We start from the raw sequence: 21,087 nt of genomic DNA, 5'->3' as shown, positions 1-21,087 counted from the left end.
CCCACGAAGGAGCCCCCCGTGAGCGACCTGAAGATCGCCGTCATCCTCGGCAGCACCCGCCCCGGCCGCAACGGCAAGGCCGTCGCCGACTGGGTCATGGACCGGGCCGGCGCCCGCACCGCCGCCGAGTACGAACTCGTCGACCTCGCCGACCACCCGCTGCCGCTGCTGGACGAGCCCGTCCCGGCCGCCCGCCACCAGTACCGCAACGAGCACACCAAGGCCTGGGCCGCGACGATCGCCGCCTACGACGGGTACGTCTTCGTCACCCCGGAGTACAACCACTCCGTCCCGGCCGCGCTGAAGAACGCCATCGACTACCTGCACCAGGAGTGGGCCGACAAGGCCGCCGCCTTCGTCTCCTACGGCACCCTCGGCGGCGCCCGCGCCATCGAGCACCTGCGTGCCATCGCCAGCGAACTGCGCCTGGCGCACGTCCGCCAGCAGCTGTCCTTCTCGATGTTCACCGACTTCGAGAACTGGTCCCTGTTCAAGCCGGGCGAGCAGCACGACGAGTCCGCGCCCGTCCTGTTCGACCAGCTGGAGTCCTGGGCCCGCGCCCTCAAGACCGTCCGCGCCTGAGAGGGCCGGGAGGCACGACCCGCCGCGCGGCGCGAGGACACGGCATCTTCCGCCGCGCACGCGAGAGCCGCTCGAATTCCCCTCGCGGCCCCGTCGACGAACTCTCGAGCCATCGCTCCCCGCCGGCCGATCCCCGTTGTGGGAACCGCCGTTGCCCGCATCATGCAAGAACAACCCACACGGAGGGGGCAACCGAGTGAGTGTGCACGCACATGCCGCCGGGTCCGCGGCAGGGGGCGGCGGTCACGGCCACGCCGTGGTCCTCGGCTCGTCCCTCGCCGGGCTCACCGCGGCGCGCGCCCTGGCCGGCTTCATGGACCGGGTCACCGTCGTCGAACGCGACTGGGTCCCGCGCGGACCCGGCCGCCGCCGGGGCCTGCCCCAGGCGCGGCACACGCACAGCCTCATGAAAGCCGCCCAGCAGGGCCTGGAACAGTTGTTCCCCGGCATAGTCCAGGACCTCACCGACGCCGGAGCGGTGCACGTCCGCATGCCCGAGGACATGCTGCTGCTCGGCCCGAGCGGCTGGCTGCCCCGCGTCGGCTCCGGTCTGTCGATGCTCAGCGCGAGCCGCGACCTGATCGACGCGGTGACCCGGGACCGGCTGCTCGCCGATCCCAGGGTGACCCTCCTGAGCGAGCACGAGGCGGTCGCGCTCCAGCCCGGCCCCCACGACACCGTCACCGGCGTGTGGACACGCCGGCGCGACCGCAAGGCGCCCGACGGATGGGGCCCCCGCCGCCTGATCCGCGCCGACTTCGTGGTGGACGCCACCGGACGCGGCTCGCGCGCCCCCCAGTGGCTCGCCGAACTCGGCTACGCCCCTCCCCGCGAGACCGTGGTCGACGCCGGCACCACCGTCGCCACCGCCTTGTTCACCCCGCCCGTCGGCCATGTCGCCGACTGGAAGAGCCTGCTGCTGATGCCCTCGCCCGGCGACTCGGCCCAGGGCGTGCTCAACCCCCTGGAGGGCGGCCGCTGGTCGGTGTCGGTCAACACCGGCGCCGGCGGCAGCGCGCCCACCGGCCACGCGGAACTGCTGCACGCCGCGCGCGGCCTGCGCCACCCCCTGCTGCACGACGTCCTGCGGGCCGCCACCCCGCTCGGCCCGGTCTACGTCTGCCGCACCACCGAGAACCGCTGGCGGCACTACGAGAAACTGCGGCGCTGGCCCGACCAGTTCCTCGTCCTCGGCGACGCCTTCGCCGCCTTCGACCCGGCCCACGGCCAGGGCATGACCGCCGCGGTGCAGTCCGCCCTCGTCCTCGGCCACATGCTGGCCGACCACGGCACGGCCGTCGGCCTCGGCTACCGGCTGCGCCGGGCCCTCGCCCACCGCCTGGCCCCCGCCTGGCGGACCAGCACCCGCGCCGCACGGACGGCGAAGAACGACCAGGACCCCGGCGTCGGCGCCCGCCTCGGCCGGCGCTACCACGCCCGGATCGCGGCGGCCGCGACCGACGACCCGCACGCGGCGACAGCGCTGCTCCACCTCCTGAAGACGGACGCGTCCCCCGCCACGGCACTGCGGCCGCGGGTGCTGCGGGCCGCGCTGCGCGGCCCGCACGGCCCCGCCCCGACGGCTCTCGCGGTGACGCCCGCGGCTCCGCCCGCCACCTCCCACGGCGTCCGCCGCCCCCGCCCCGCCGCTCCCCTCGCGGCCGGCCTCCCCGCCGGCCCGGCCCGGCAGCCCCTTCCTCCCACGCAACCCGCTTGAGAATGGCTTGAGTTGGCACACCAATCCGACTTGAGAGCGCTTGTTCGCCGCCACCGCGCGCGGATAACGTTCCAGCTGCTCCAAGGCACGGGCCCGCTTGCGCCGCAGCAGGCCGATCCGACCACCGACCGCTCACCGGCCGGACCGGGTGTGCCAGTGACGGCCGAGCGGCGAGGGGAGGGTGCGCGCAGATGAGCACGACCGAGACGGCGCCACCGGGTGCGCGCACCGAGACGTCCAAAGGCGCCCGCATCGCGGACTGGGCGGACGGGCGGCTCGGGATCTACAGCTTCCACAGCCTGATCCGCAAGGTGTTCCCCGACCACTGGTCGTTCATGGTCGGCGAGATCGCCCTCTACAGCTTCGTCGTGCTGCTGCTCACCGGCGTCTGGCTCACCCTCTTCTTCGACCCGAGCATGGCCGAGACCGTCTACGAGGGCTCCTACGCCCCGATGCACGGCATCCCGATGTCACAGGCGTACGCCTCCACCCTCGACATCAGCTTCGACGTGCGCGGCGGTCTGCTCGTCCGCCAGCTGCACCACTGGTCGGCCCTCACCATGATCGCCGCCCTGTGCGTGCACACGATGCGCCACTTCTTCACCGGCTCGTTCCGCAAGCCGCGCGAGATGAACTGGCTGATCGGCTTCGTGATCCTGGTGCTGGTCATCCTCGAGGGCTTCCTCGGCTACTCGCTGCCCGACGACCTGCTCTCCGGTACCGGCCTGCGCATCGCCGAAGGTGTCACCCTCGCCATCCCGGTGGTCGGCACCTACCTGGCGATGTTCCTCTTCGGCGGCGAGTTCCCCGGCCACGACGTGATCCAGCGGTTCTACGGCCTTCACATCCTGCTGCTGCCCGGAATCATGGTGGCCCTGGTCACCGTCCACCTGATCCTGGTCTTCTACCACAAGCACACCCAGTTCCGGGGCCCCGGCCGCACCGAGAAGAACGTCGTCGGCCAGCCCCTGATGCCGAACTACGCGGCCAAGGCGGGCGGCTTCTTCTTCCTGGTCACCGGCGTCCTCGCCCTGACCGCCGGCATCGCTCAGATCAACCCCGTGTGGACCTACGGCCCCTACCGTGCCGACCAGATCTCCCAGGGGTCGCAGCCCGACTGGTACATGGGCTTCCTCGAGGGCGCCCTGCGCGCCATGCCGCCCTGGGAGTTCGTCCTGTGGGGCCACACCGTCAACCTCGGCGTCCTGATCCCGGCCGTCGTCGTGCCCACCCTGATGGCCACCGTCCTCGCCCTGTGGCCCTTCCTCGAGGCCTGGGTCACCAAGGACACCGAGGAGCACCACCTCCTCGACCGACCGCGCGACCACCCCACCAGGACCGCGTTCGGCTGCGCCTTCATCGCCCTCTACCTCGTGCTGTTCTTCGGCGGCGCCAACGACGTCCTGGCCGAGCGCTTCCACCTCTCCCTCAACGCCGTCACCTGGACGGTGCGCATCGGCTTCTTCGTCGTCCCCGTACTGACCTACGTCGTCACCCGCCGGATCTGCCTCGGCCTCCAGCGACGCGACCGCGACAAGCTCCTGCACGGCCGCGAGACCGGCAGGATCCGCAGGCTCCCGCACGGCGAGTTCGTCGAGGTGCACGAGCCCCTCGACCGCGGCACGCAGTACGCGCTGCTGTCCAAGCAGGACTACCGGCCCCTGCCGGCGCCCGTGCCCGAGCACAACGGCGTACCCAACCCCGACCACCGCAAGGAGGTCCTGCGCCACCGCCTCAGCCGCTGGCTCTACGGCGGCCAGATCGCGAAGCCGACCCGCGAGGAACTGGCCCACGCCCAGCACACCGGACACGACGAGCACACCGCCGGGCAGCTGGAGCAGGGCCAGGACGTGCACTGACCCGGCGGCGCATCGCAGAGGGCCGACCCGCACGGCTGCGCGGGTGACCAGGGACGGGTCACCCGCGCAGCCGTTTCGCGTACGACGAACGGAGGCCCGATGAGCACGAGCCCATGGCACCGGGACGTCCCTCGCCCCGAGTCCATCACCCGGGTCCGCACCGGGCTGACCCAGGACCTGCGAGGCCGTGAACGCCGCTACCTCACCGCCATGCTGATCCGCACCGCCTGCGTCGTCCTGATGGCCCTCACCTGGACCCGCTGGCCCGTCGTGGCCGTCAGCGCCCTCGTCGGCTCGGTCGTCATCCCCTACGTGGCCGTGGTGGCCGCCCAGGCCGGCTGGCGCCAGCAACGCGGCCACCGCCCACCCCTGGCCCCGGTCCCGGAGGACTCCCCCGCCCCCCGCACCGTCCTCGAGCCCACCCTGATCATCCCGCCGGACCAGCGACCGACGACCTGACCCCGTCGGCCCCGGTCCCCCCGCCGTGCAACGGGGGGGGCCGGGGCCGACGGGGTGGCTCCGTACCGAGGACTACCGGGATCCCAGCTCGGCGAGCAGGGCCTCGTACTCGTCCGGGTGCTTCTCTCGCAGAAGGTCCATCCACACCCGGGCCCCCTGGACGAACGTCTTCGGCTGCATCTTCCGGTGGAGGTGGTGCACGCAGTAGAAGGCGTCGTCGTACGGGAGCCGCTTCGGCTGCCCGGGCCGCGCGCCTTCCGGCTGCGCCGTCCCGGGTTCCTCCGTGCCGGTCCGCGGTTCCGGGACGGACCCGGCGCCCTGCTCACCGCCGGCCGACGGCACGACCGGAACGGACCGCGCCGGTGGCGACGGGGAGACGGCCGAGGCGGCAGGCGTCTCCGGAATTATCACGCCGTGATAATCGGCGGGGTCCGCGGTTCGGGCCACGGTCCTCCCCGACCGGACCTCCGCCTTCCTGCGGGCCGCCTCCGCCCGTTCGTCCGCCTTCGCCTTCTGCTCCTCGGGAGGCAGCTTGCCGAGGTTGCGGACGTGCTCCACCTTCCGTTCCCCGGTCACCAGGTCCTTCTGCAGCTCAGGGGTGAGCTTGAGCAGCGACAGCTTGCTGGAGATGGTGTTCTGCGGAATGCCCAGCCGCTTGGCCGCCTTGGTCTGGGACCCGTAGTAGTCGACCAGGGTCTTCAGGGCGTGGGCCTCTTCGAGGTCGGTCATGTCGTCGCGGTGGTAGTTCGCGACGAACGCGGCCTCCAGGAGAGCCTCGTCGGTGGCGACACGGCCGTTGTCGACCCGGACCGGAATGGTGGCCATCCCGACGCGGCGGGCGGCCTCGAGACGGCGGTGGCCGTCGACGACGATGTACTGCGCTCCGTCGTCGAGGTCGCCGGCGCGCTCCGGCCGGTTCCGCAGGTAGGCCTCGACCGTGGCGACGGCGATGGGGATGACGATGCCGACCTCGCGGACGGTCTGCACCGTCTCGTCGAGGTTGCGCAGGTGATTGCGCGGGTTGTCCGGGTTGTCGCTGATGAGGGTGACCGGGAGCTCGGTGACGGCCGCCGCGGTCGACTCGTCCCCTCCGATGGTCCTGTCGATGAGGTTGCGTCGTGAGGACCGGGCTCCGCGCGCCGCGCCGAACGCGGGTGCCGATCCCAGGGAGTCGGCCTTGCTCACCGGGTCGCCCCCCTCGCCACCTGTCGCATGGCCTCCGCCTGGTCGCTGTAGGGGGCGTAGGACAGCAGCGGCATCCGCTTGCGGACCGCTTCCCTCTGCTCCTTCAGATCACCGATGACGGCGAGGACCTTCGGGTCGCCGAGCGCCTTCCAGTTGTCCAAGGAGGACGTGGCGACGTAACCGCGCCGGGAGTCGTACAGGTTCACGACCAGGCCGAGGTAGTCGACCTCGAGGGAGAGGTCCTGGCAGAGGTCCTCGATCTGCTGGGCCAGCATGCCGTAGGCCGTGGCCGACGAGTCCTCGGCCAGGACGGGGATGACGACGCCGGAGACACCGGCGGGTTCCCCCCTGCGTCGGTGGCCGTAGTACAGGGCGGCGTCCATGGCGATCCCGAGGCTGGGCGGGCAGTCGATGATGATGACGTCGTAGTCGGCCTCGAGGGGACGCAGCGCCAGTTCGAGGGCCGCCTCCTTCTGGAAGCCGCGCTTCTGTGTCGCCACGACGGCGATCTTCGCGTCGAGGAGGAAGCCGTCGAAGCAGGCGGGCAGTACGTGCAGCCGCTTCTCGAACCGCTGGTCCTCTATCACCACGACCAGGTCGCGCAGGTCACCGGAGCCTTCGCCGCACATGTGCGAGACGAGACTGTCGTGACCGGGCTCGATCTGGGGGACCCCGAGCTGTTCGCTGAGGTGTCCCTGAGGGTCGAAGTCGACGATGAGGACGCGCTTGCCCGCTTCGGCGTAGGCCTGGCCGATGCCGGCGGAGACGGCGGTCTTGCCGACACCGCCCTTCTGGTTGCCGACGATCTTCCGTTCGGGATCCGTTCCGCGGACGCCGTGCCGGGGAGACGGGTTCGCGTCGAGCCAGCCGCGGATCGACTGGGCGAGCCCCTGCGTGTACGAGACGCCGCGGCCGCTGCACGTCTCCTTGAACTGCTCGTACAGGCCCGGCGGGAGCCAGGTGGAGAACGACCTGGCGCCGGAGGTGTCCACTTCCGTGGCGGCAGCGGAGCCGGCACGCCACCCGTTGATGGCCGCCTCGACGGCTTCCTGAATATCCAGACTGAGCTCGGCGGCGCGGACCTTGAGTGATTGCTGGAGCGCCGGCGGCAGCTTGGACGCTACCTTTTCCCGGTCTCCGTCAGGGTAGGGAGAGGCCATGGCGTCAGTATACTGACGCCGAGGATGGCAAAAGCAAGCACCTTGCGGGGTTTGACGGGGTTTCACCCGGTGCTGATGTCCTGCCCGGTGGTTATCACGGCGTGATAGTCCGGTCCGGGTCACCGTCGCCGGGCCGGATTATCACGCCGTGATAATCACCTGCCCCCCTCGCCACTATCACGGCGTGATAATCCCGGGCCCTCTCGTCCGTCCTCCGTCGTGGCCGGGGATCGGTGACGCGTCTCACTCAATCAAGTCGTTTTCTCAGCGAACCGAGTCGTTCGGGCTTCTGTCTCAGCGAACCTAGTCGCGCGGTTGAGGGCGCTGGGGGGTGCTGGATGGCTGTACCGGCTGGTGTGGATCAGGCGGGGCCGTGCGTCGAGTTGTCGTACGTGGACGTAGCGCACGGACGCGGTCGGCGTCCGCTGCGGGACTGTGTGACGGGCCGGTTCGAAGACGTCGATCCGGTACGGACGTTCCGTTGGTCGCGCGGTGAGCGTCACTTCCCGGGCTGGTACTGGGCGGCGACGACCGGGCGGCACGTCGGCTTCGAGTCGTGGCTGGAGCGGGACCGACTGCTGCTGATGGACTTCGATCCGAACGTGGTGGGGACCGGCTCGCAGCCGTTCTGGCTGCACTGGCATGACGGCGAGCGGGAGCGTCGGCACGCCCCGGACTACTTCGTGCGTCGCGCGGACGGATCGGCGGTGGTCGTCGACGAGTCGGACACCGAGCTCGCCGACGTCATCCCGCTAGGCCTGTTCGACCCGCTCGCCACCCCCTGGAGGCGCACGTGACCCGCTCCTGCCCCGCGGCAGGGCCCACGACAGTGCAGGAGGCCGACGCCGAGGCGAACCGGCAACTGACCACTCTGGTCGGCTGGCGGAAGTTCGTCGACGGCCCGCCTCCGCACCCGGCCCGGCTGTTCTCGGATGAACTGCGGCAGCTGTCACCGACCGAGCAAGACCTTTACGACGAGGACCGCCTCGATCATCACGCCCGGATGCTCGCGGTCTCCACGTCGTTCGTCGAGAAGACGCGGATCTGCGGCCGTCGCCTGGCCCTGCTGAACCGGCACGCGATCAGCGCCCGGCGCGGCCTGGTGGTCTCGGGCCTTCCAGGGCACGGGTAAGACCAGCGCCATCGCCCAACTTGGCCGCGCCCACGAACTCCTCGACCGGGCCCGTCACCCGAACGCCGGCGACCGCATCCCGGTCCTCTACATCACGGTTCCGCCCGCTGCGACCGCCCGCATGGTCGCGGCGGAGTTCGCCCGGTTCCTGGGGCTTCCGGTCCGTCCCCGGTCGAACATGACCGACATCATCGAGGCCGTGGTGGGGATCTGCACCGACACCCGCACGGGTCTCGTGCTCGTCGACGAGATCCACAACATCTCGCAGAGGCCCCAGGCCGGCGCCGAGGTTTCCGACACCTTGAAGTACTTCTCCGAGCGCATCCCCGCCACCTTCGTCTATGCGGGGATCGACTTGCAGACCAGTGAACTGCTGGTCGGCACGCGAGGCGCTCAGATCGCGGGCCGTTTCACGCTCGTCCCCACCGGCCCGTTCCCCTACGGCGACGAATGGAAAGGGCTGATCGTGACTATGGAAGAGACTCTGATCCTGCACGACCACCCACCGCGCAGCCTGGTCAAATTGGACCGCTACCTGCACAACCGCACCGACGGGATGATCGGCGCCCTGTCCCACGCCATCCGGGGAGCCGCGATCGACGCGATCCTCAACGGCACGGAACGCGTCACCAAGGAAGGCCTCGACGCCATCCCCCCTGGACCATGCAGCGGAGTCCGTCCGTCCCACCCGGAAGCCCGTCAGGCAGCGATGACCGATATCCCTCCTCCCCGCTTGCCGATCTACGTTCGCCCGGCCGACGACGACACCGTCGACTCCTACATCCAGCGCCTGGCGCACGCCAACCACCTCCCGCCCGCTGATCTGCGCTCCCACCTCTGCGCGGTCGGCTCCGCCGGCCCGCCCCTCGTCGAGAAACCGGCCGCGGTCACCGGACGCCCCCTTACTGACCTGCAACGAGCACTGATCGACACGCGATGCGGCAACTGTTTCCAGCCCCTGCACTCCCGGAGGGTCAAGGGCCGACCCGCACGATGGTGTTCCGACCGCTGCCCCCTGACCGCCCGCCGGAAGCGCGTCCCGCTCTCGCGCCAAGGCGCCCGCCGGCCCACCGCCCACAGAGCACCCTGCGCCCGCTGCGGCACCGTCGTCGAACGCAACCGCCCGTTTCGCTGGTGTTCCGAGCCTTGCCGGCAAGCCTCCTACGAAGCCCGGTGGGCCACGGACAGTACGGACACTGCGGGCAGGATCTGCAGCAGAAGACAAGCTCCTCGTGCGGAAGTCGGTGCCAGCCGGTGTGGTGTTCCCGTATTTGCCGCGCCGCGGCCCACCGCGAACGCCTCAGAGCCCTACCCGGGAACGCCGCGTCCTCGCCACCGGCCACGTCGCCTGGCTCGTCGAGCAGATCACCGTCCGCAACATCCTTCCCGGCTACGCCCCCAAGGACCCTCTGATCCAATGGGTGGAGCAGCATTTCTCCACCCACAAGTTCGTCGCCTTCTACCGAAGCCCGAGGATCTACGACGCGTTCTTCCCTCGCGAAACGATCCCGCCACCGCGCCAACCCGATGAAGCCGACGCGGAAACACTGTGGAGCCCGTTCCACCCCTACTACCGCTGCTGAGCCTGAGTGCAGCCGGGTTGTGAGGTGGCCCAGACGGGGGTCACACGGTGAGGACGCCGCCGACGAAGGTACGTTCTGGCGGTGACGGCACGAGTTCGACCATGGTGCCGGCGCGGAGGTCATCACCGACGACACGTGTGATCGCGTCGGTGAGCGCGGTGCCCAGGCGCGCGGTGATCTGGGCGGCGTCGGGGCGGTCGAAGACACCAGCGCGGACGCCCAAGATCACCGAGGCATTTGTGTCCACGGCCTTGCCACCCTGCGCGAAACGGCCTGCGGGGACTCCGGTCAGGCGGACGCTTACGAGATCGCGGGCCCATTCGCCATAGACGTCGACGACAGCGTCGGTCAGTGCGGCGACGAGCATGGGTTCGTTCCCGGCCAGCCTGTTCTCTGGAAGGTGGACGGTCAGATGCGGCATAGTGGACCTCGTTCCCTTTGAATCCAAAGCCTTTGCTCTTAAAGGTATCTGGAAGAGGTCGCTGATGTCCACGGAATCGGGCGGTCCAGCCGTCGATGAGGCTGTCCGCACCCTGCTGTTGCTCATGCCACGGCTCGTGGGCCGCGCCAAGCGCCTGCCCATACCCCCGGCGCTCCAGGGCCTGGACCTGGCACCGCGACACCTCGCACTGCTGGCCCACCTGGAGTACGACGGTCCCACCAGCATCAACGAGCTAGCCGCTCGGCTGGAGGTGGCCCCGACGACTGTCAGCCTCATGGTCAGCGAGCTGTCACGGCCGGGCGTCCTGCAGCGCACTGCCGATCCCGCCGACCGCCGCCGCCGCATCATCGCCATCGCCCCCGCCTACGCCGCACCGATCAGTGAATGGCTTTCTGGCAGCGCCTCCGCCTGGGAACGCGTCATGCGCGGCCTCGACCCCGCGGAACGCGCCACAGTCATCACCGCCCTGCACGCCTACGAGGCCGCCTTGGAGCAGGCGGGCGACCAGCATCGGAGCGCTCAGCTGCGTTAGCGAGCCGAGATTTGTCCCAACGAACCAAGTCCCCGCGTCTCACCCGAACCAGTCCACGCAGGTCAGCGCAGGGATGGACGACTAACTTCGCTGAGACAGGACACGTGATAATCACCTGCCCCCTCGCCACTATCACGGCGTGATAATCCCGGGCCCTCTCGTCCGTCCTCCGTCGTGGCCGGGGACCGGGACCGGGACCGGCGGAGCTTGCCCGCGCCGGAGGAGTCGGCACACTGTCTGCGCCGGGGTCTGTCTTGGCTCCACCGAGAATCAAGCGGTAGGCTGCCTTCCGAAACCTAGACACATTGAGGCCCCCGCTTCGGCGGGGGCCTCAATGGTTGTGCGGCCGTGTCACGGCCGGGAGGGCCTCCGGCGTGACCGGCCGCGGGCCGCCGAGAGGTTCAGCACGTCCGCGGTCTCCTCGGTGGCGGATGCGGTGGGCTTGGGACGGCCCGGCGTGCCACGGCCCAGACGCTTCTCCCTCTTCTCCTGCTCGGCTCGGGCGACAGCGGCGTCGTAACGTTCCTGGTAGTCGTCGACGTCGAGGCGGTCGGCGGGGTCGAGCGCCCCGATGGCCTCCAGGTGCTCCGTGATGCTGCGGGCACCGCTGATCATCGGGTTGAGGAGGTAGACGCCCTTGGTCTGGCGGAACACGAGCCTGGCGAGGATGAGGGCCTGCAGACCACGTCCCACCATGGAGCGGTGCACATCCAGGGCCTCGGCCAGTTCCTCTTCCGTGACCAGGCAGCGCCCTCCTGGTTCCTGGATCCCCAGAAGCCGGAAGAGCACGCGGTAGGCGATCCCCGGCATCGCGGGCATGTACGCGAAACCGTTGAAGGTGCCGTACGTCAGCTCCGGCGGCTCCGGGTTCGCAGACGCTGCAGTCCTCATCTCACGCCTCCGGCTTCCTCTTCGTACTCTTACGCTTGCGCGCCTTCGATGACGGTTCGGGCAGTCTCGCGCCCGGGAGGGCCATGTCTTTGAATTCCTCCGGAACGCCCGTGTCACGTACGAGTTCATTCAGAAGGCTCAGTTGTTCCACCTGCACCTTGACCCTTTTGGCGGCCGCCCCTCGAACGGGCTTCTGGACCAGCCGGTACCCTCCGCGAAGGGTCACCGCGGGCTGGAGCTGGATGGCTCCCCTCTTCGGTGAGTAGGCCAGGCCCAGCCGCTTCAGCTTGGTCTGGGCGCGGGACACCTGAGCGGGATCCATCTCCAGTTCGGCGGCGATCTCGGCCTGCTTGAGCTCGACCGCCCCTCCCACTTCTTGACTTCCCATCATGTAGAGCAGTACGCACAGGGTGACATTGTCGTCCCGGAAGTACCTGGCGGCCCAGCGCAGGAACTCCAGGCTGTCCTGGGCGAAGTACTTGCCGATGAAGTCACCGGCCGTGACGGGGGGCCTGACCTCTGCCGTGTGACCGACGGGCAGTTCGACGAGGTTCTTCCTCGGCCCGAGCGCGCCGGCGTACGGACTACTGGCACTCGGCGCACGGGGCGAGGACGAGCCGGGGGCCCGACGAGGGTCCCCCTGTGGCTGTGCGGGCATGACGCTGTGTGCTCCTCAAGATCGAAACCTAGACGCGGAGCACACTAGTGATTGCGCATATAGATAGCAATGACGCGACCTATCTGCGCGTTGGGCGTGTCGAACATGACTCCGGAGTCATGTTCACGACGGCGACACGACCCGTCGCGCCATTGCGCATATAGGTCGCAATGAACACGGGGCAACTTGACTTCGGAAGCAACTTACGGAGCCTGAAAATGACGTGGGAGTCATGTTCTGACAGCCCATCAAGGCCTCTGACCTGCAACGATGCAGGCGCCCCTATTCTCTATAAGTGCATGTCCGTCTCGGCATGCCTCCTACCGGGCTGATGCCGAGGACAACCATCCGGTCCGCGGGTTCCTCCCTCCAGGGCCGTCGGCACCCGCAACTCCTGCCCCACCACTGGCTCTGCACCGACCGGAACCTTCCCTGCCTCCTACCTGTCGGCCTGCACCACCGAAAGCCCGCCACGACGAAGGCCGCACCCGAACGAGCAGGCGCGCGTATGTCTCCAGCAACCCCGTCCCGGTCCCAGCCACGCTGCTTCTGGTGAAAGGGCAGGGTCTGTCAAACGAGCGGTGTGACTGGCGTGGTTGGTGCTACTGGCGGGCTGCCGACAGGCGGCCGTCGAAGGTGATGTCGAAGGCGTTCAACGCGGTCTTCCAGCGCATGGTCCAGCGGGCTTGGCCCTTGCCCGTGGGGTCGAGGGACATGATTGCCATGTAGACGCACTTCAGGGCGGCCTGCTCGTTGGGGAAGTATCCGCGAGCCTTGACCGCCCGGCGGATGCGGGCATTCACCGACTCGATCGCGTTAGTGGTGCAGACGATGCGGCGGATCTCGGTGTCGAACCGCAGGAACGGGGTGAACTCTTCCCAGGGGTTCTCCCACAGCTTCACGATCGCCGGATACTTCCGGCCTCAGGCGTCGGTGAACTCGGTGAACCGCTCCAGGGCGGCCTCCTCGGTCGGCGCCGTGTGGACTGGCTTGAGGAGCTTGGCGTTCTTGTCCCAGTCCTGGCGGGCGGCATAGCGGAAGGAGTTCCGCAGCAGGTGCACCACACAGGTCTGCACGAAGGTCCGCGGCCAGACGGTCTCCACCGCCTCGGGCAGGCCCTTGAGCCCGTCGCAGACCAGCATGAGGACGTCGTTCACGCCGCGGTTCTTGATCTCGGTGAGGATGTGCAGCCAGTGCTTGGCGCCCTCGCCGCCGTCGCCGGCCCACAGCCCCAGGATCTCCCGCCGGCCCTCGACCGTGACCGCGAGGGCCACATGGATCGGCCGGTTGGCGACCGCGCCGTCGCGGATCTTCACATGGACGGCGTCGACGAAGACGACCGGACAGACCGGGTCGAGGGGGCGGCTCTGCCACTCTGCCATGCCCTCGAGCACCCTGTCGGTGATGGTGGAGATGGACTGCCGGGAGACCTCGGCGCCGTAGACCTCGGCCAGGTGGGCCTGCACCTCGCCGGTGGTCAGGCCCTTCGCGGCCGACGAGATGACCATCTCGTCGGCCCCGGTCAGGCGCTTCTGCCGCTTCTTGACGATCTTCGGCTCGAAGGAACCGTCCCGGTCGCGGGGCACGACGATCTCCACCGGGCCGACGCCGGTCAGCACCGTCTTGGAGCGTGTGCCGCTGCGGGAGCTGCCGCCGTTCCTGCCCGCCGGATCATGCTTGTCATAGCCGAGGTGGCCGGTGATCTCGCCCTCCAGGGCGGACTCCAGCAACCGCTTGGTCAGCTGCTGCAACAGCCCGCCCTCACCGGTCAGCCGCAGGCCCTGAGCCCGGACCCGGCTCACCAGCTCGTCGATCAGCTGGTCGTCCACGGCCTTCGCCGACACAGCCACTGCCGACTCGACAGCGTCCTGCTCGGCCACGTTCTCACTGGTCATCGACGCATCCTCCACGATCAGGAGTTACACCGAACGATTTACAGTCTCGCGCCGGGGTACGGCCGCGCCAACGATTGACGGCATACGTTCATAGAGTGATGAATCGGTCACCTTCGGTCACCGAGGGGAAGCGCCCGTCACCCACTATTCACCTCGAACTCACATGTGGGACAAGTGAGTTGGGAGGTCGAGCCCGCTGCATGCAGTGACGCTTTCGCGTCATCCAGCAAGCGAACTCTTGTTCCCGTCATTCGGCGCATGCCTAACATGATCGCCGTGCCGGGCGGATCTGACCTATCCGTCTTCATGCGCGTCGACCAGTGACCGGGGGACACCGTCGATTTGGGGGAGGGGGGGAGTTTGGCATGCCGCTTGTCGGCTGTTTTGCGCTTGCCGACATCACTCAGCGTGCTCCTTCGAGAGCTGGTCGTACCGGCTTCTGCCGTGGGGCAGAGGCTGCGGCCATCATCTGGAGGGGATTCCATGCGCAAGCACAGAAACCAGGTCCGCGCAGGTCTGATAGCTGCTGTCACCGCTGCTGCGCTGACCGGTGGCGTCGCTGTCGCGAGTGCGGACGACACTGTGCCGGTGAGCGAGGACGCGCACACGTTCAACCAGAACGAGGAAGGCCTGTTCGAGCTCCAGGCCCCTGCTGACGACAGCGGCGGGGTCCAGCCCATGAACTGGACCAGCAGCCTGACCGGCTGGGCGAGCGGCACGACGAAGGAGTCGCGTCACTGGGCGGACAACGACTACACCGAGATCCAGTTCACCGGCTGCAGCATGGTCGGCGCCACGGGGCAGTCCGTGGGGGTGAAGCTATGGCAGGCCATCCCCTTCGCCCAAGACAAGGACATGGGCACGAAGACGTTCACGAACTGCTTCAGAGGTTCGGGCTACACGTCGAAGGGCGAGTGGAACGTGCACTACAACGGTGGTGACAACCGCTACTTCACCATCGCGCACCTCAACGGGTCGGCGTACGGCCGTGCCGTGGTCAATGTGAAGAAGGTCTACGTGGACACCACCGCGGCCGACTGAGCGTCTACATCAGTGCCACGTCGTTGAGGCCGGGAGGCACCGAACGGTGCCTCCCGGCCCGTCCCTGTTGTGAGAACGGTGTCCTCTGTTGAACCTTCGAGCCCGTCTGCGTACCAGCCCGGCGGTGTGGACCGCACCCCTCTGGGTCGGCATCGTCCTCTTCTATTTCTTCCACGCCCTCCACCTGGAAGACGCCTACGAAGAGGTCATCGCCGGCCCGTTATGGGCACCTCAGCAGGTCGAGCAGTCCCTCTTCTACTTCTACGCTTTCGCTTACGCCCTTACCTGCGGGCTTGCGGTGTGGGAAGGCGGGCGCCTCAAGCATGACGGGGTGTGGGGCCTTGCTCCGGGGCGTTCCCGGTACCGGGTGGCCGCGCACACCCTTGCTCCGGTCCTCGGGGCCGGCTGGCTGGTTCTTGTCCTGCCGGTCGTGATGCGTCTGGTGGAGACCCGGCTCGTACCCACACCGCAGGCGCTCATGCCACTGCTGATGGGCATGGGAGTCGTGGTGGCATGGGCCGTGCTCGGCTGTGCCCTGGGCCATGTGACCCCACGGCTGATCTCCGCGCCGCTGTCCGCTGTTTTCGTGTACTACCTGATCACGAAGACCGGGCAGGTGGAGCCAGTATGGCTGCGTCACGTCTCCGGTTTCGCTGATACGTCGCTGGCCTTCGGTGAGCAGTACCGGCCGTTGACGCTCCTTGTCCCGTTCCTGTTCACCGCTGCTGTGGCTGCGGCAGTGGCGGTGTGGTGGCTGCCTGCTTCACGCGCCGTACGGCGCGGTGCGCGTGCCGGTGCGGCTCTGGCCGCGGTGGTGGTCATGGTTCTGTGCGCCAACACTGCCTCGGGGTGGGGCTACGGGAACGGGCCGGTGAGCGCCGGCCATGCTTCCACCCGATGCGCCGGTACTGCCCCCCAGGTGTGTATCGCCGACGGCGGTGGCGCTGAGGACCGCCTGGACCAGGTGCGCGGCGAGATCGTTCGTTCCCTCACCACGCTCCGGCAGGCCGGAGTGCAGGTGGCGGTGCCCCAGACGGTCTCCGACAGCCTGCTCACCGGTCGCCACATGAAGCCGTCGACTCGGTCGGCGTGGTGGCTGCCGCTGTCGCAGCAGGCCGGGAAGAACGGTTCGGGCATGGCCGGGGTGCGCTACGGGGTCCTTCTCACCGCGGTGCAGTTTCCCTGCGCTTTCCCCTCGTCGGTACAGCCTGGTCAGGCGGTGGATTGGATCGTCAATCACGATGCTGCGATGCTGTGGGCCGCCACGCTCATCGAGGCGGACGAACCGTACCTGGGCTGGCGCCGCGGCGAGTACGGTGCATCGTTCCAGAATCCTCGCGAGGTGCTGGCAAAGGTCCAGGAGCGAGCCGGAAATGCAGCCAAGCTCGCGCCGAAGCAGCAGAGCCTGTGGTTCCGGGAAGAGCAGCAGAAGGCCTGCCGCCTCGTGCAGGAGGCCACCGCGTGACTCTCTGGTTCAAGGTCCGCCGGGTCCAGGCCGTTCTCGTCCCGGCGCTCGCCGCCTTCGTGGCGCTCGTCGTGGCGGCACACGACCAGTACGTCCAGCTGCCGAGCCTGCTCACAGCCCGGGGCAACCGCGTCTTCCTCATGCAGCTGGTTCCCCTGGTCGTCACTTCCGCACTTGCCCACAGCCTCGCCCAGGCGGTCGCCGAGACCGAAGCCGTGGCCCAGCGCAAGGTGCGGGACCTGGACGCGGCCCTGATCTCCGCGGTCATGGCCACGGCCCTCGCGGCCAGCCTCCTCACCGGAAGCATCAGCGGATCACCGGAGGCCTCCACGGCCGGCCGCAACCTCCTGTTCCTCACCGGCCTCATGCTCCTGGCCCGCGCGGTGAACGAACAAGCCGCCACTGCCGCACCCGTGGGCTGGGTGCTCGCCGTGATGTTCATCGGATACCGCGACTTCGACCGCCCCTGGCCGTGGGCCGTCACACTCCATCCCGCCGACTTTCTCCCCACGTACGGGTTCTGCCTGATCGTCTTTGCCGCCGGACTCATCGCTCACGTCCGCTTCCGCCGCCTCTGAAAAGGGTTCGTCATGTCCGTCAACTTCGAGTCCTGCACCTTCGGCTACGGACGCACCGGCACGCCCATCCTCTCCGACCTGACGTACACCGTCCCGGAGGGCTTCACCGTCCTTCTCGGCCCCAACGGGGCCGGCAAGTCCACACTGCTCAAACTCGCCAGCGGCCTGTACCAGCCGCGCGCGGGGACCGTGCGCATGGGCGACCTGACCTCCCGCGATGCCGCCTACCTCCAGCAGGTGGCCTGGATGCCGCAGACCATCATCCCGATGACGGGCCTGACCGCTCGCGAGCAGGTCGCCTACACGGGCTGGCTGAAGGGCATGAAGAAGCCAGACGCGTGGGACGCCGCACTCGCTGCCCTGGACCGGGTCAACATGGCCGACCGAGCCGACGACAAAGCCAAGAAGCTCTCCGGAGGCCAACTCCGACGCGTCGGAGTCGCCTCCGCCCTCGTTCACGGCGCCCGCACCCTCCTCCTGGACGAACCGACCGCCGGCATGGACCCCACCCAACGCCGCATCTTCCGCGACCTGATCACCGGCCTCGCCACCGACGAGGTGCGCGTGCTCATGTCCACCCACGACGTCGCCGACCTCGCAGAGGAAGCCGACCAGGTCACCGTCCTGCAGCAGGGACGCATCACCTTCACCGGCGCCACGCACGACTTCCTCGCCCACGCGCCCCAGGACACCCCCGAAGCACGCCGCGCCGAAGCCGCCTACACCACCGTCTCCGCCCTCGCCCCAGCAGAAGGGGCTTGGTAGAAACGTGCGAACGATGGTCGCCGACCGCCTGCTGAGCAGTCCCGTCGTCGCAGGCCTGGCTCTGGCAGGAATCACCGCCAGTGTCCTGGTCGGTCACGAAGGGCTGGACACGGTAGTCGGCTGCGGAATCCCGAGCGACACCTCGCCCTCCCAGACAGCAAAAGACTGGGTTGCTGGCGCCGACCATGTCGTTGTCGCCACGCCGACCGACGAACAGGACACCAACCGACGCGATTTCGACCAGGGCGCCATCCAGTACCAGACGGAACGAACGGTGATATTCCGTACGGACAATGTCTTATTGATCAGAAACTTATGGGGTTCTCGTCCAGGATGTAGCGGACGGTGGGGCCGCTGAAGTAGCCGCGGACGATGTGCGGTTGCCGCTGGCGTCGGCGGAAGAAGCGGCGGGTCTCGGCGGCGAGTTCGGCTTGATCCCGGGCCCGGTGCTGTCGGGGCAGGTTGTGTTTGAGGTCGGCGTTGACCAGTTCGTCGGGGTTGAGCTCGGGTGAGTACGGCGGCAGGAAGTGCAGCTCGACGTCGTCGGGGTGGGCGGCGAGCCAGTCGCGGACCTTCTTGGACCGGTGGGCGGAGTGCCCGTCGACCACGAGGTGGACCTTGTGGTCGAAGTGGCCGGCGAGCCGGTCCAGGAACCGGCACATCACCTCCGCGGTGAAGTGCTCGGTGAAAACCATGAAGTGCATCCGGCCCTTGGTGCTGATCGCCGACATCGCGTTCACCGAGAACTGGTTCCCGCTCCGCCGCACCACGGGCATCCTGCCCTTCTCGCCCCAGGTGCGGCCGGTGACCTGGGCGGAGCGGATGCCGACCTGGTCGGCGAAGAGGATCTCCCCGCCGTCGGCCTTCGCCCGCGCACGGATCTTCGGCCAGGTCTCCTCGTGCCAACACCGGACGTTCTGCGGGTCCTGCTCGACGGCCCGCTTGTCCGGCCGCTGGAACGACAGTCCCCACCGCTTGAGGTACTTGCCCACCCCCGGCTCGGTCAGCCGCACCCGGTACAGCTTCGCGATCAGCTCGCCCACCAGCCGCCGCGTCCACAACTGCCCGCTCAGCCCCACGTCACAGGGCCGATGATCCAGGACGGCCTGCCGCACGGCGGCCTGCTCGGCCTCGTCCAGCACCTGGTGCACCCCGACCGGCTTGCCCCTCGGCCGCATGACCAGCGCCTCCCGGCCACCGGTCAGCCACTTCGCCCACCAGCCGTCCACCGCCTTCAGCGACACCCCGAAGAGCTCCGCCACGTCCTCACGGTCCCGCCCCGCCACCAACGCGGCCACCGCCCGCAGCCGCAGGGCCTCCTGCGCCGACGGCGATAGATGCCGCGCGTCCCCTACCAGATCGCTCACGCACCACCAACGACCCAGAACCCAAACCGTTTCGGATCAATAGCCGAGGTGGGCGGTGATCTCGCCCTCCAGGGCGGACTCCAGCAACCGCTTGGTCAGCTGCTGCAACAGCCCGCCCTCACCGGTCAACTGCAGGCCCTCGGCCTGGGCGCGGCTCACCAGCTCGTCGATCAGCTGGTCGTCCACGGCCTTCGCCGACACAGCCGCTGCCGACTCGACAGCGTCCTGCTCGGCCACGTTCTCATTGGTCATCGGCGCATCCTCCATGATCAGGAGTTACACCGAACGATTTACCGTCCCCGCTCCAGTCCTTGCTCGATCTGTCCCACGTCCGCCTCCCCAAGCGACCAGCCCGCACGGCCGGCGCCCCCACAGTCCGTAGCGTCAGTTCTCCCGCATCGCCCGCCCCCGCCTGCCAGTTTCTGCATTCCCGGGACAGGCCCGGCTGACGCAGGCTAGGAGGGCTCAACAGCGTGAAGAGGGACGCGAGCGGGCCGCAGCCCAGGAACGCGCCTTCCATGAGACCCGTGTGGAGAAGACGAAGAGCCTCGCGCCGGCCGTCCGCGGAGCGTTGAGGAAGGCAGCCCATGAGCAGGGCACCACCAGCTTGCCCGAGATTTCAGCGAAAGACCGGACTGAACCAATTGGGCCGCCTCAGCTACGAGGACAAGGTGGAACTGCTGGTGGCGGTGGACCGCACCACCGCCCCCGACGGTCCCCTGTGGTCGGCCCTTCTCGCCGCTACGGGTGACGCCGCTGGGCTACGCCTCCACCGCGACGTAGCCCAGCGGCTCGGCCGGCCCCTGCCCGTCAGCGATGCGGACCTCCTCCGCCAGCTCTCCGCCGAGCGCACCGCATTCCACCGGCCCTGGTGACTGTGAGACGCATCCGTCGTGCCGGTCGTGGACGGGTTGCGCCTCCAACAGAGTCCGCGTGCACGTCTGACCTGGGGTGAAGCGCTGGGATAACACTCAGGACGCCTGTTGCGCTCTGCGTTGCAGTGGGCCCTGCGCACGAGACCCCGGGAGCATCGCGGCCCCGGGTTTCGCTGTCCGGCGTCATGCCCGGGCGATGCCCGACTTCCGCAGCGACTCCAGCCGGTCCGCCGTGAGCCGGTCGCGCCTCGGCTCAGTGTTCGAGACCCATGCGTCCAGCTTCACGGTCATCGGTTCCTCCTTGCCGTGGGCCGCGATCTTCTGGGCGTGGCCGCGCGGCGCCGGCCGGTCGACGCGTGTACGCATGTGCGAGCTGCGTTCTGCCGGCTTCCGGGTGGAGCAAGCCGGGCCGGAAGCCTGGTTTTGCGGCTCTCGGCGTGACGCCTCCCACGAGAGGCAGGTCACGTCCTAAGCGGGATCGTAGAGCCGTACAGCGGTCTGACGCACAGAAAAGCCACTAAATGACCGAATTGAGCAGGTTCTACTTTCTTGGGTAGTAGGTCACGTTCTTGCTTCCTGTTTTCGTGGTCGTTAACCATGTTTCTCGTCGCCGCAAGCAGCGGGTCGGGCCGGGCGGGAATTGCCGGGGCCGTCCTTGTTTGCCGCGTTGTGCGGGGCCTCGCCCCGACGCCCGACAGGCCGCGACCGGATGATCCGGCCGGCGCCTCAAAGACGTCCCCCAGGAGACCCCCATGACCGCGATCACCGCTGCGTCCCGCCTCGCCCGTCTGCGCAACCTGGCCGTCACCGGCCTGGTCACCACCGGCGCCGCGGCCGCGGCCCTGACGCTGACGCCGGCCACCGCCCACGCCGCCGAGGCTCCCAAGGCCGCCCCCGCCAT

General features: G+C 68.8%; 18 protein-coding genes and 4 pseudogenes. 13 read left to right on the top strand and 9 right to left on the bottom strand.

The features are described 5' to 3' along the window. Positions 1-18 precede the first annotated feature (18 nt). The 4 genes from JHAT_RS25700 to JHAT_RS25685 all read left to right on the top strand — a co-directional run bounded on the left by JHAT_RS25700 (position 19) and on the right by JHAT_RS25685 (position 4,617). Positions 19-582, top strand: coding sequence for an NADPH-dependent FMN reductase (locus JHAT_RS25700; protein WP_077800635.1), 564 nt, complete (start codon positions 19-21; stop codon positions 580-582). A gap of 196 nt (positions 583-778) precedes the next feature. Next, the gene (locus JHAT_RS25695) at positions 779-2,299 is read left to right on the top strand and encodes an NAD(P)/FAD-dependent oxidoreductase (RefSeq protein WP_143660513.1); all 1,521 of its coding nucleotides are present in this window, start codon (positions 779-781) and stop codon (positions 2,297-2,299) included. Between the two features lie 191 nt (positions 2,300-2,490). Further along, a complete protein-coding gene (locus JHAT_RS25690) occupies positions 2,491-4,158 on the top strand; it encodes a ubiquinol-cytochrome c reductase cytochrome b subunit (protein ID WP_077800633.1) in 1,668 nt (555 codons plus the stop codon). 99 nt (positions 4,159-4,257) lie between these two features. Continuing rightward, a complete protein-coding gene (locus JHAT_RS25685) occupies positions 4,258-4,617 on the top strand; it encodes a DUF3099 domain-containing protein (protein WP_077800632.1) in 360 nt (119 codons plus the stop codon). 72 nt (positions 4,618-4,689) lie between these two features. On the opposite strand, the gene JHAT_RS25680 is transcribed toward JHAT_RS25685, so the two are convergent. Together JHAT_RS25680 and JHAT_RS25675 are read right to left on the bottom strand one after the other, a co-directional pair. Continuing rightward, on the bottom strand, positions 4,690-5,802 hold the full coding sequence (locus tag JHAT_RS25680; protein ID WP_077800631.1) for a ParB/RepB/Spo0J family partition protein: 1,113 nt from the start codon (positions 5,800-5,802) through the stop codon (positions 4,690-4,692). Then, entirely contained in the window at positions 5,799-6,962 is a 1,164-nt protein-coding gene (locus JHAT_RS25675; protein ID WP_077800630.1) for a ParA family protein, read from the bottom strand. The genes JHAT_RS25680 and JHAT_RS25675 overlap by 4 nt, the downstream gene beginning before the upstream one ends. Positions 6,963-7,300: 338 nt before the next feature. Between JHAT_RS25675 and JHAT_RS25670 the strand changes: the two are divergent. The 3 genes and pseudogenes from JHAT_RS25670 to JHAT_RS35990 form a co-directional block, all read left to right on the top strand. Continuing rightward, positions 7,301-7,681: pseudogene (locus tag JHAT_RS25670) on the top strand (TnsA-like heteromeric transposase endonuclease subunit); the annotation flags it as partial. 110 nt (positions 7,682-7,791) lie between these two features. Further along, a pseudogene (locus JHAT_RS35995) lies at positions 7,792-8,807 on the top strand (ATP-binding protein). 519 nt (positions 8,808-9,326) lie between these two features. Further along, positions 9,327-9,677 (top strand): hypothetical protein, encoded by a 351-nt coding sequence (locus JHAT_RS35990; protein ID WP_143660510.1) that lies wholly within the window; start codon positions 9,327-9,329, stop codon positions 9,675-9,677. Positions 9,678-9,717: 40 nt separating this feature from the next. Here JHAT_RS35990 and JHAT_RS25655 read toward each other — a convergent pair whose 3' ends face one another. Then, complete coding sequence (locus tag JHAT_RS25655) at positions 9,718-10,098, bottom strand: tautomerase family protein (RefSeq protein WP_077800628.1); 381 nt, start codon at positions 10,096-10,098, stop codon at positions 9,718-9,720. Between the two features lie 64 nt (positions 10,099-10,162). On the opposite strand from JHAT_RS25655, the gene JHAT_RS25650 reads away from it, so the two are divergent. Then, positions 10,163-10,651, top strand: coding sequence for a MarR family winged helix-turn-helix transcriptional regulator (locus JHAT_RS25650; protein WP_077800659.1), 489 nt, complete (start codon positions 10,163-10,165; stop codon positions 10,649-10,651). A gap of 351 nt (positions 10,652-11,002) precedes the next feature. On the opposite strand, the gene JHAT_RS25645 is transcribed toward JHAT_RS25650, so the two are convergent. The 3 genes and pseudogenes from JHAT_RS25645 to JHAT_RS25635 all read right to left on the bottom strand — a co-directional run bounded on the left by JHAT_RS25645 (position 11,003) and on the right by JHAT_RS25635 (position 14,095). Then, positions 11,003-11,542, bottom strand: a complete 540-nt coding sequence (locus tag JHAT_RS25645) for a hypothetical protein (RefSeq protein ID WP_077800627.1) — start codon at positions 11,540-11,542, stop codon at positions 11,003-11,005. Between the two features lies 1 nt (position 11,543). Beyond that, positions 11,544-12,200: a hypothetical protein gene (locus JHAT_RS25640; RefSeq protein WP_077800626.1), complete on the bottom strand. Its 657-nt coding sequence runs from the start codon at positions 12,198-12,200 to the stop codon at positions 11,544-11,546. A 602-nt stretch (positions 12,201-12,802) separates the two neighbouring features. Beyond that, a pseudogene (locus JHAT_RS25635) lies at positions 12,803-14,095 on the bottom strand (IS256 family transposase). Between the two features lie 483 nt (positions 14,096-14,578). Between JHAT_RS25635 and JHAT_RS25630 the strand changes: the two are divergent. The 4 genes from JHAT_RS25630 to JHAT_RS25615 all read left to right on the top strand — a co-directional run bounded on the left by JHAT_RS25630 (position 14,579) and on the right by JHAT_RS25615 (position 17,944). Then, complete coding sequence (locus tag JHAT_RS25630; RefSeq protein ID WP_143660507.1) at positions 14,579-15,136, top strand: hypothetical protein; 558 nt, start codon at positions 14,579-14,581, stop codon at positions 15,134-15,136. Between the two features lie 124 nt (positions 15,137-15,260). Then, positions 15,261-16,601, top strand: a complete 1,341-nt coding sequence (locus JHAT_RS25625; RefSeq protein WP_077800624.1) for a hypothetical protein — start codon at positions 15,261-15,263, stop codon at positions 16,599-16,601. Continuing rightward, positions 16,598-17,179 (top strand): hypothetical protein, encoded by a 582-nt coding sequence (locus JHAT_RS25620; RefSeq protein ID WP_077800623.1) that lies wholly within the window; start codon positions 16,598-16,600, stop codon positions 17,177-17,179. The genes JHAT_RS25625 and JHAT_RS25620 overlap by 4 nt, the downstream gene beginning before the upstream one ends. Before the next feature lie 12 nt (positions 17,180-17,191). Then, positions 17,192-17,944 carry an ABC transporter ATP-binding protein gene (locus JHAT_RS25615; RefSeq protein ID WP_077800622.1) on the top strand — a complete coding sequence of 251 codons (753 nt, stop codon included), beginning with the start codon at positions 17,192-17,194 and terminating at the stop codon, positions 17,942-17,944. 305 nt (positions 17,945-18,249) lie between these two features. Here the strand turns inward: JHAT_RS25615 and JHAT_RS25610 are convergent, their stop codons facing one another. Next, a complete protein-coding gene (locus JHAT_RS25610; RefSeq protein ID WP_216353444.1) occupies positions 18,250-19,311 on the bottom strand; it encodes an IS630 family transposase in 1,062 nt (353 codons plus the stop codon). A 39-nt stretch (positions 19,312-19,350) separates the two neighbouring features. After that, positions 19,351-19,563: pseudogene (locus tag JHAT_RS25605) on the bottom strand (IS256 family transposase); the annotation flags it as partial. Between the two features lie 392 nt (positions 19,564-19,955). Between JHAT_RS25605 and JHAT_RS25600 the strand changes: the two are divergent. After that, a complete protein-coding gene (locus JHAT_RS25600) occupies positions 19,956-20,186 on the top strand; it encodes a hypothetical protein (RefSeq protein ID WP_077800620.1) in 231 nt (76 codons plus the stop codon). Positions 20,187-20,369: 183 nt separating this feature from the next. Here the strand turns inward: JHAT_RS25600 and JHAT_RS25595 are convergent, their stop codons facing one another. After that, a complete protein-coding gene (locus JHAT_RS25595) occupies positions 20,370-20,552 on the bottom strand; it encodes a hypothetical protein (protein ID WP_077800619.1) in 183 nt (60 codons plus the stop codon). Positions 20,553-21,087: the final 535 nt, after the last annotated feature.

Source organism: Streptomyces sp. JHA26, assembly GCF_002005565.1.
Lineage (GTDB): Bacteria > Actinomycetota > Actinomycetes > Streptomycetales > Streptomycetaceae > Streptomyces.
The sequence above is the reverse complement of the archived record's forward strand: the minus strand, read 5'-3'. Positions and strand labels throughout refer to the sequence as shown.

Coding starts and splice junctions, on each gene's coding strand:
- JHAT_RS25640 (WP_077800626.1), bottom strand. CDS start 12,200: ATGCCCGCACAGCCACAGGGGGACCCTCGTCGGGCCCCCGGCTCGTCC.
- JHAT_RS25630 (WP_143660507.1), top strand. CDS start 14,579: ATGCGCAAGCACAGAAACCAGGTCCGCGCAGGTCTGATAGCTGCTGTC.
- JHAT_RS25675 (WP_077800630.1), bottom strand. CDS start 6,962: ATGGCCTCTCCCTACCCTGACGGAGACCGGGAAAAGGTAGCGTCCAAG.
- JHAT_RS25650 (WP_077800659.1), top strand. CDS start 10,163: ATGTCCACGGAATCGGGCGGTCCAGCCGTCGATGAGGCTGTCCGCACC.
- JHAT_RS25595 (WP_077800619.1), bottom strand. CDS start 20,552: ATGCGTACACGCGTCGACCGGCCGGCGCCGCGCGGCCACGCCCAGAAG.
- JHAT_RS25690 (WP_077800633.1), top strand. CDS start 2,491: ATGAGCACGACCGAGACGGCGCCACCGGGTGCGCGCACCGAGACGTCC.
- JHAT_RS25685 (WP_077800632.1), top strand. CDS start 4,258: ATGAGCACGAGCCCATGGCACCGGGACGTCCCTCGCCCCGAGTCCATC.
- JHAT_RS25615 (WP_077800622.1), top strand. CDS start 17,192: ATGTCCGTCAACTTCGAGTCCTGCACCTTCGGCTACGGACGCACCGGC.
- JHAT_RS25655 (WP_077800628.1), bottom strand. CDS start 10,098: ATGCCGCATCTGACCGTCCACCTTCCAGAGAACAGGCTGGCCGGGAAC.
- JHAT_RS25645 (WP_077800627.1), bottom strand. CDS start 11,542: ATGAGGACTGCAGCGTCTGCGAACCCGGAGCCGCCGGAGCTGACGTAC.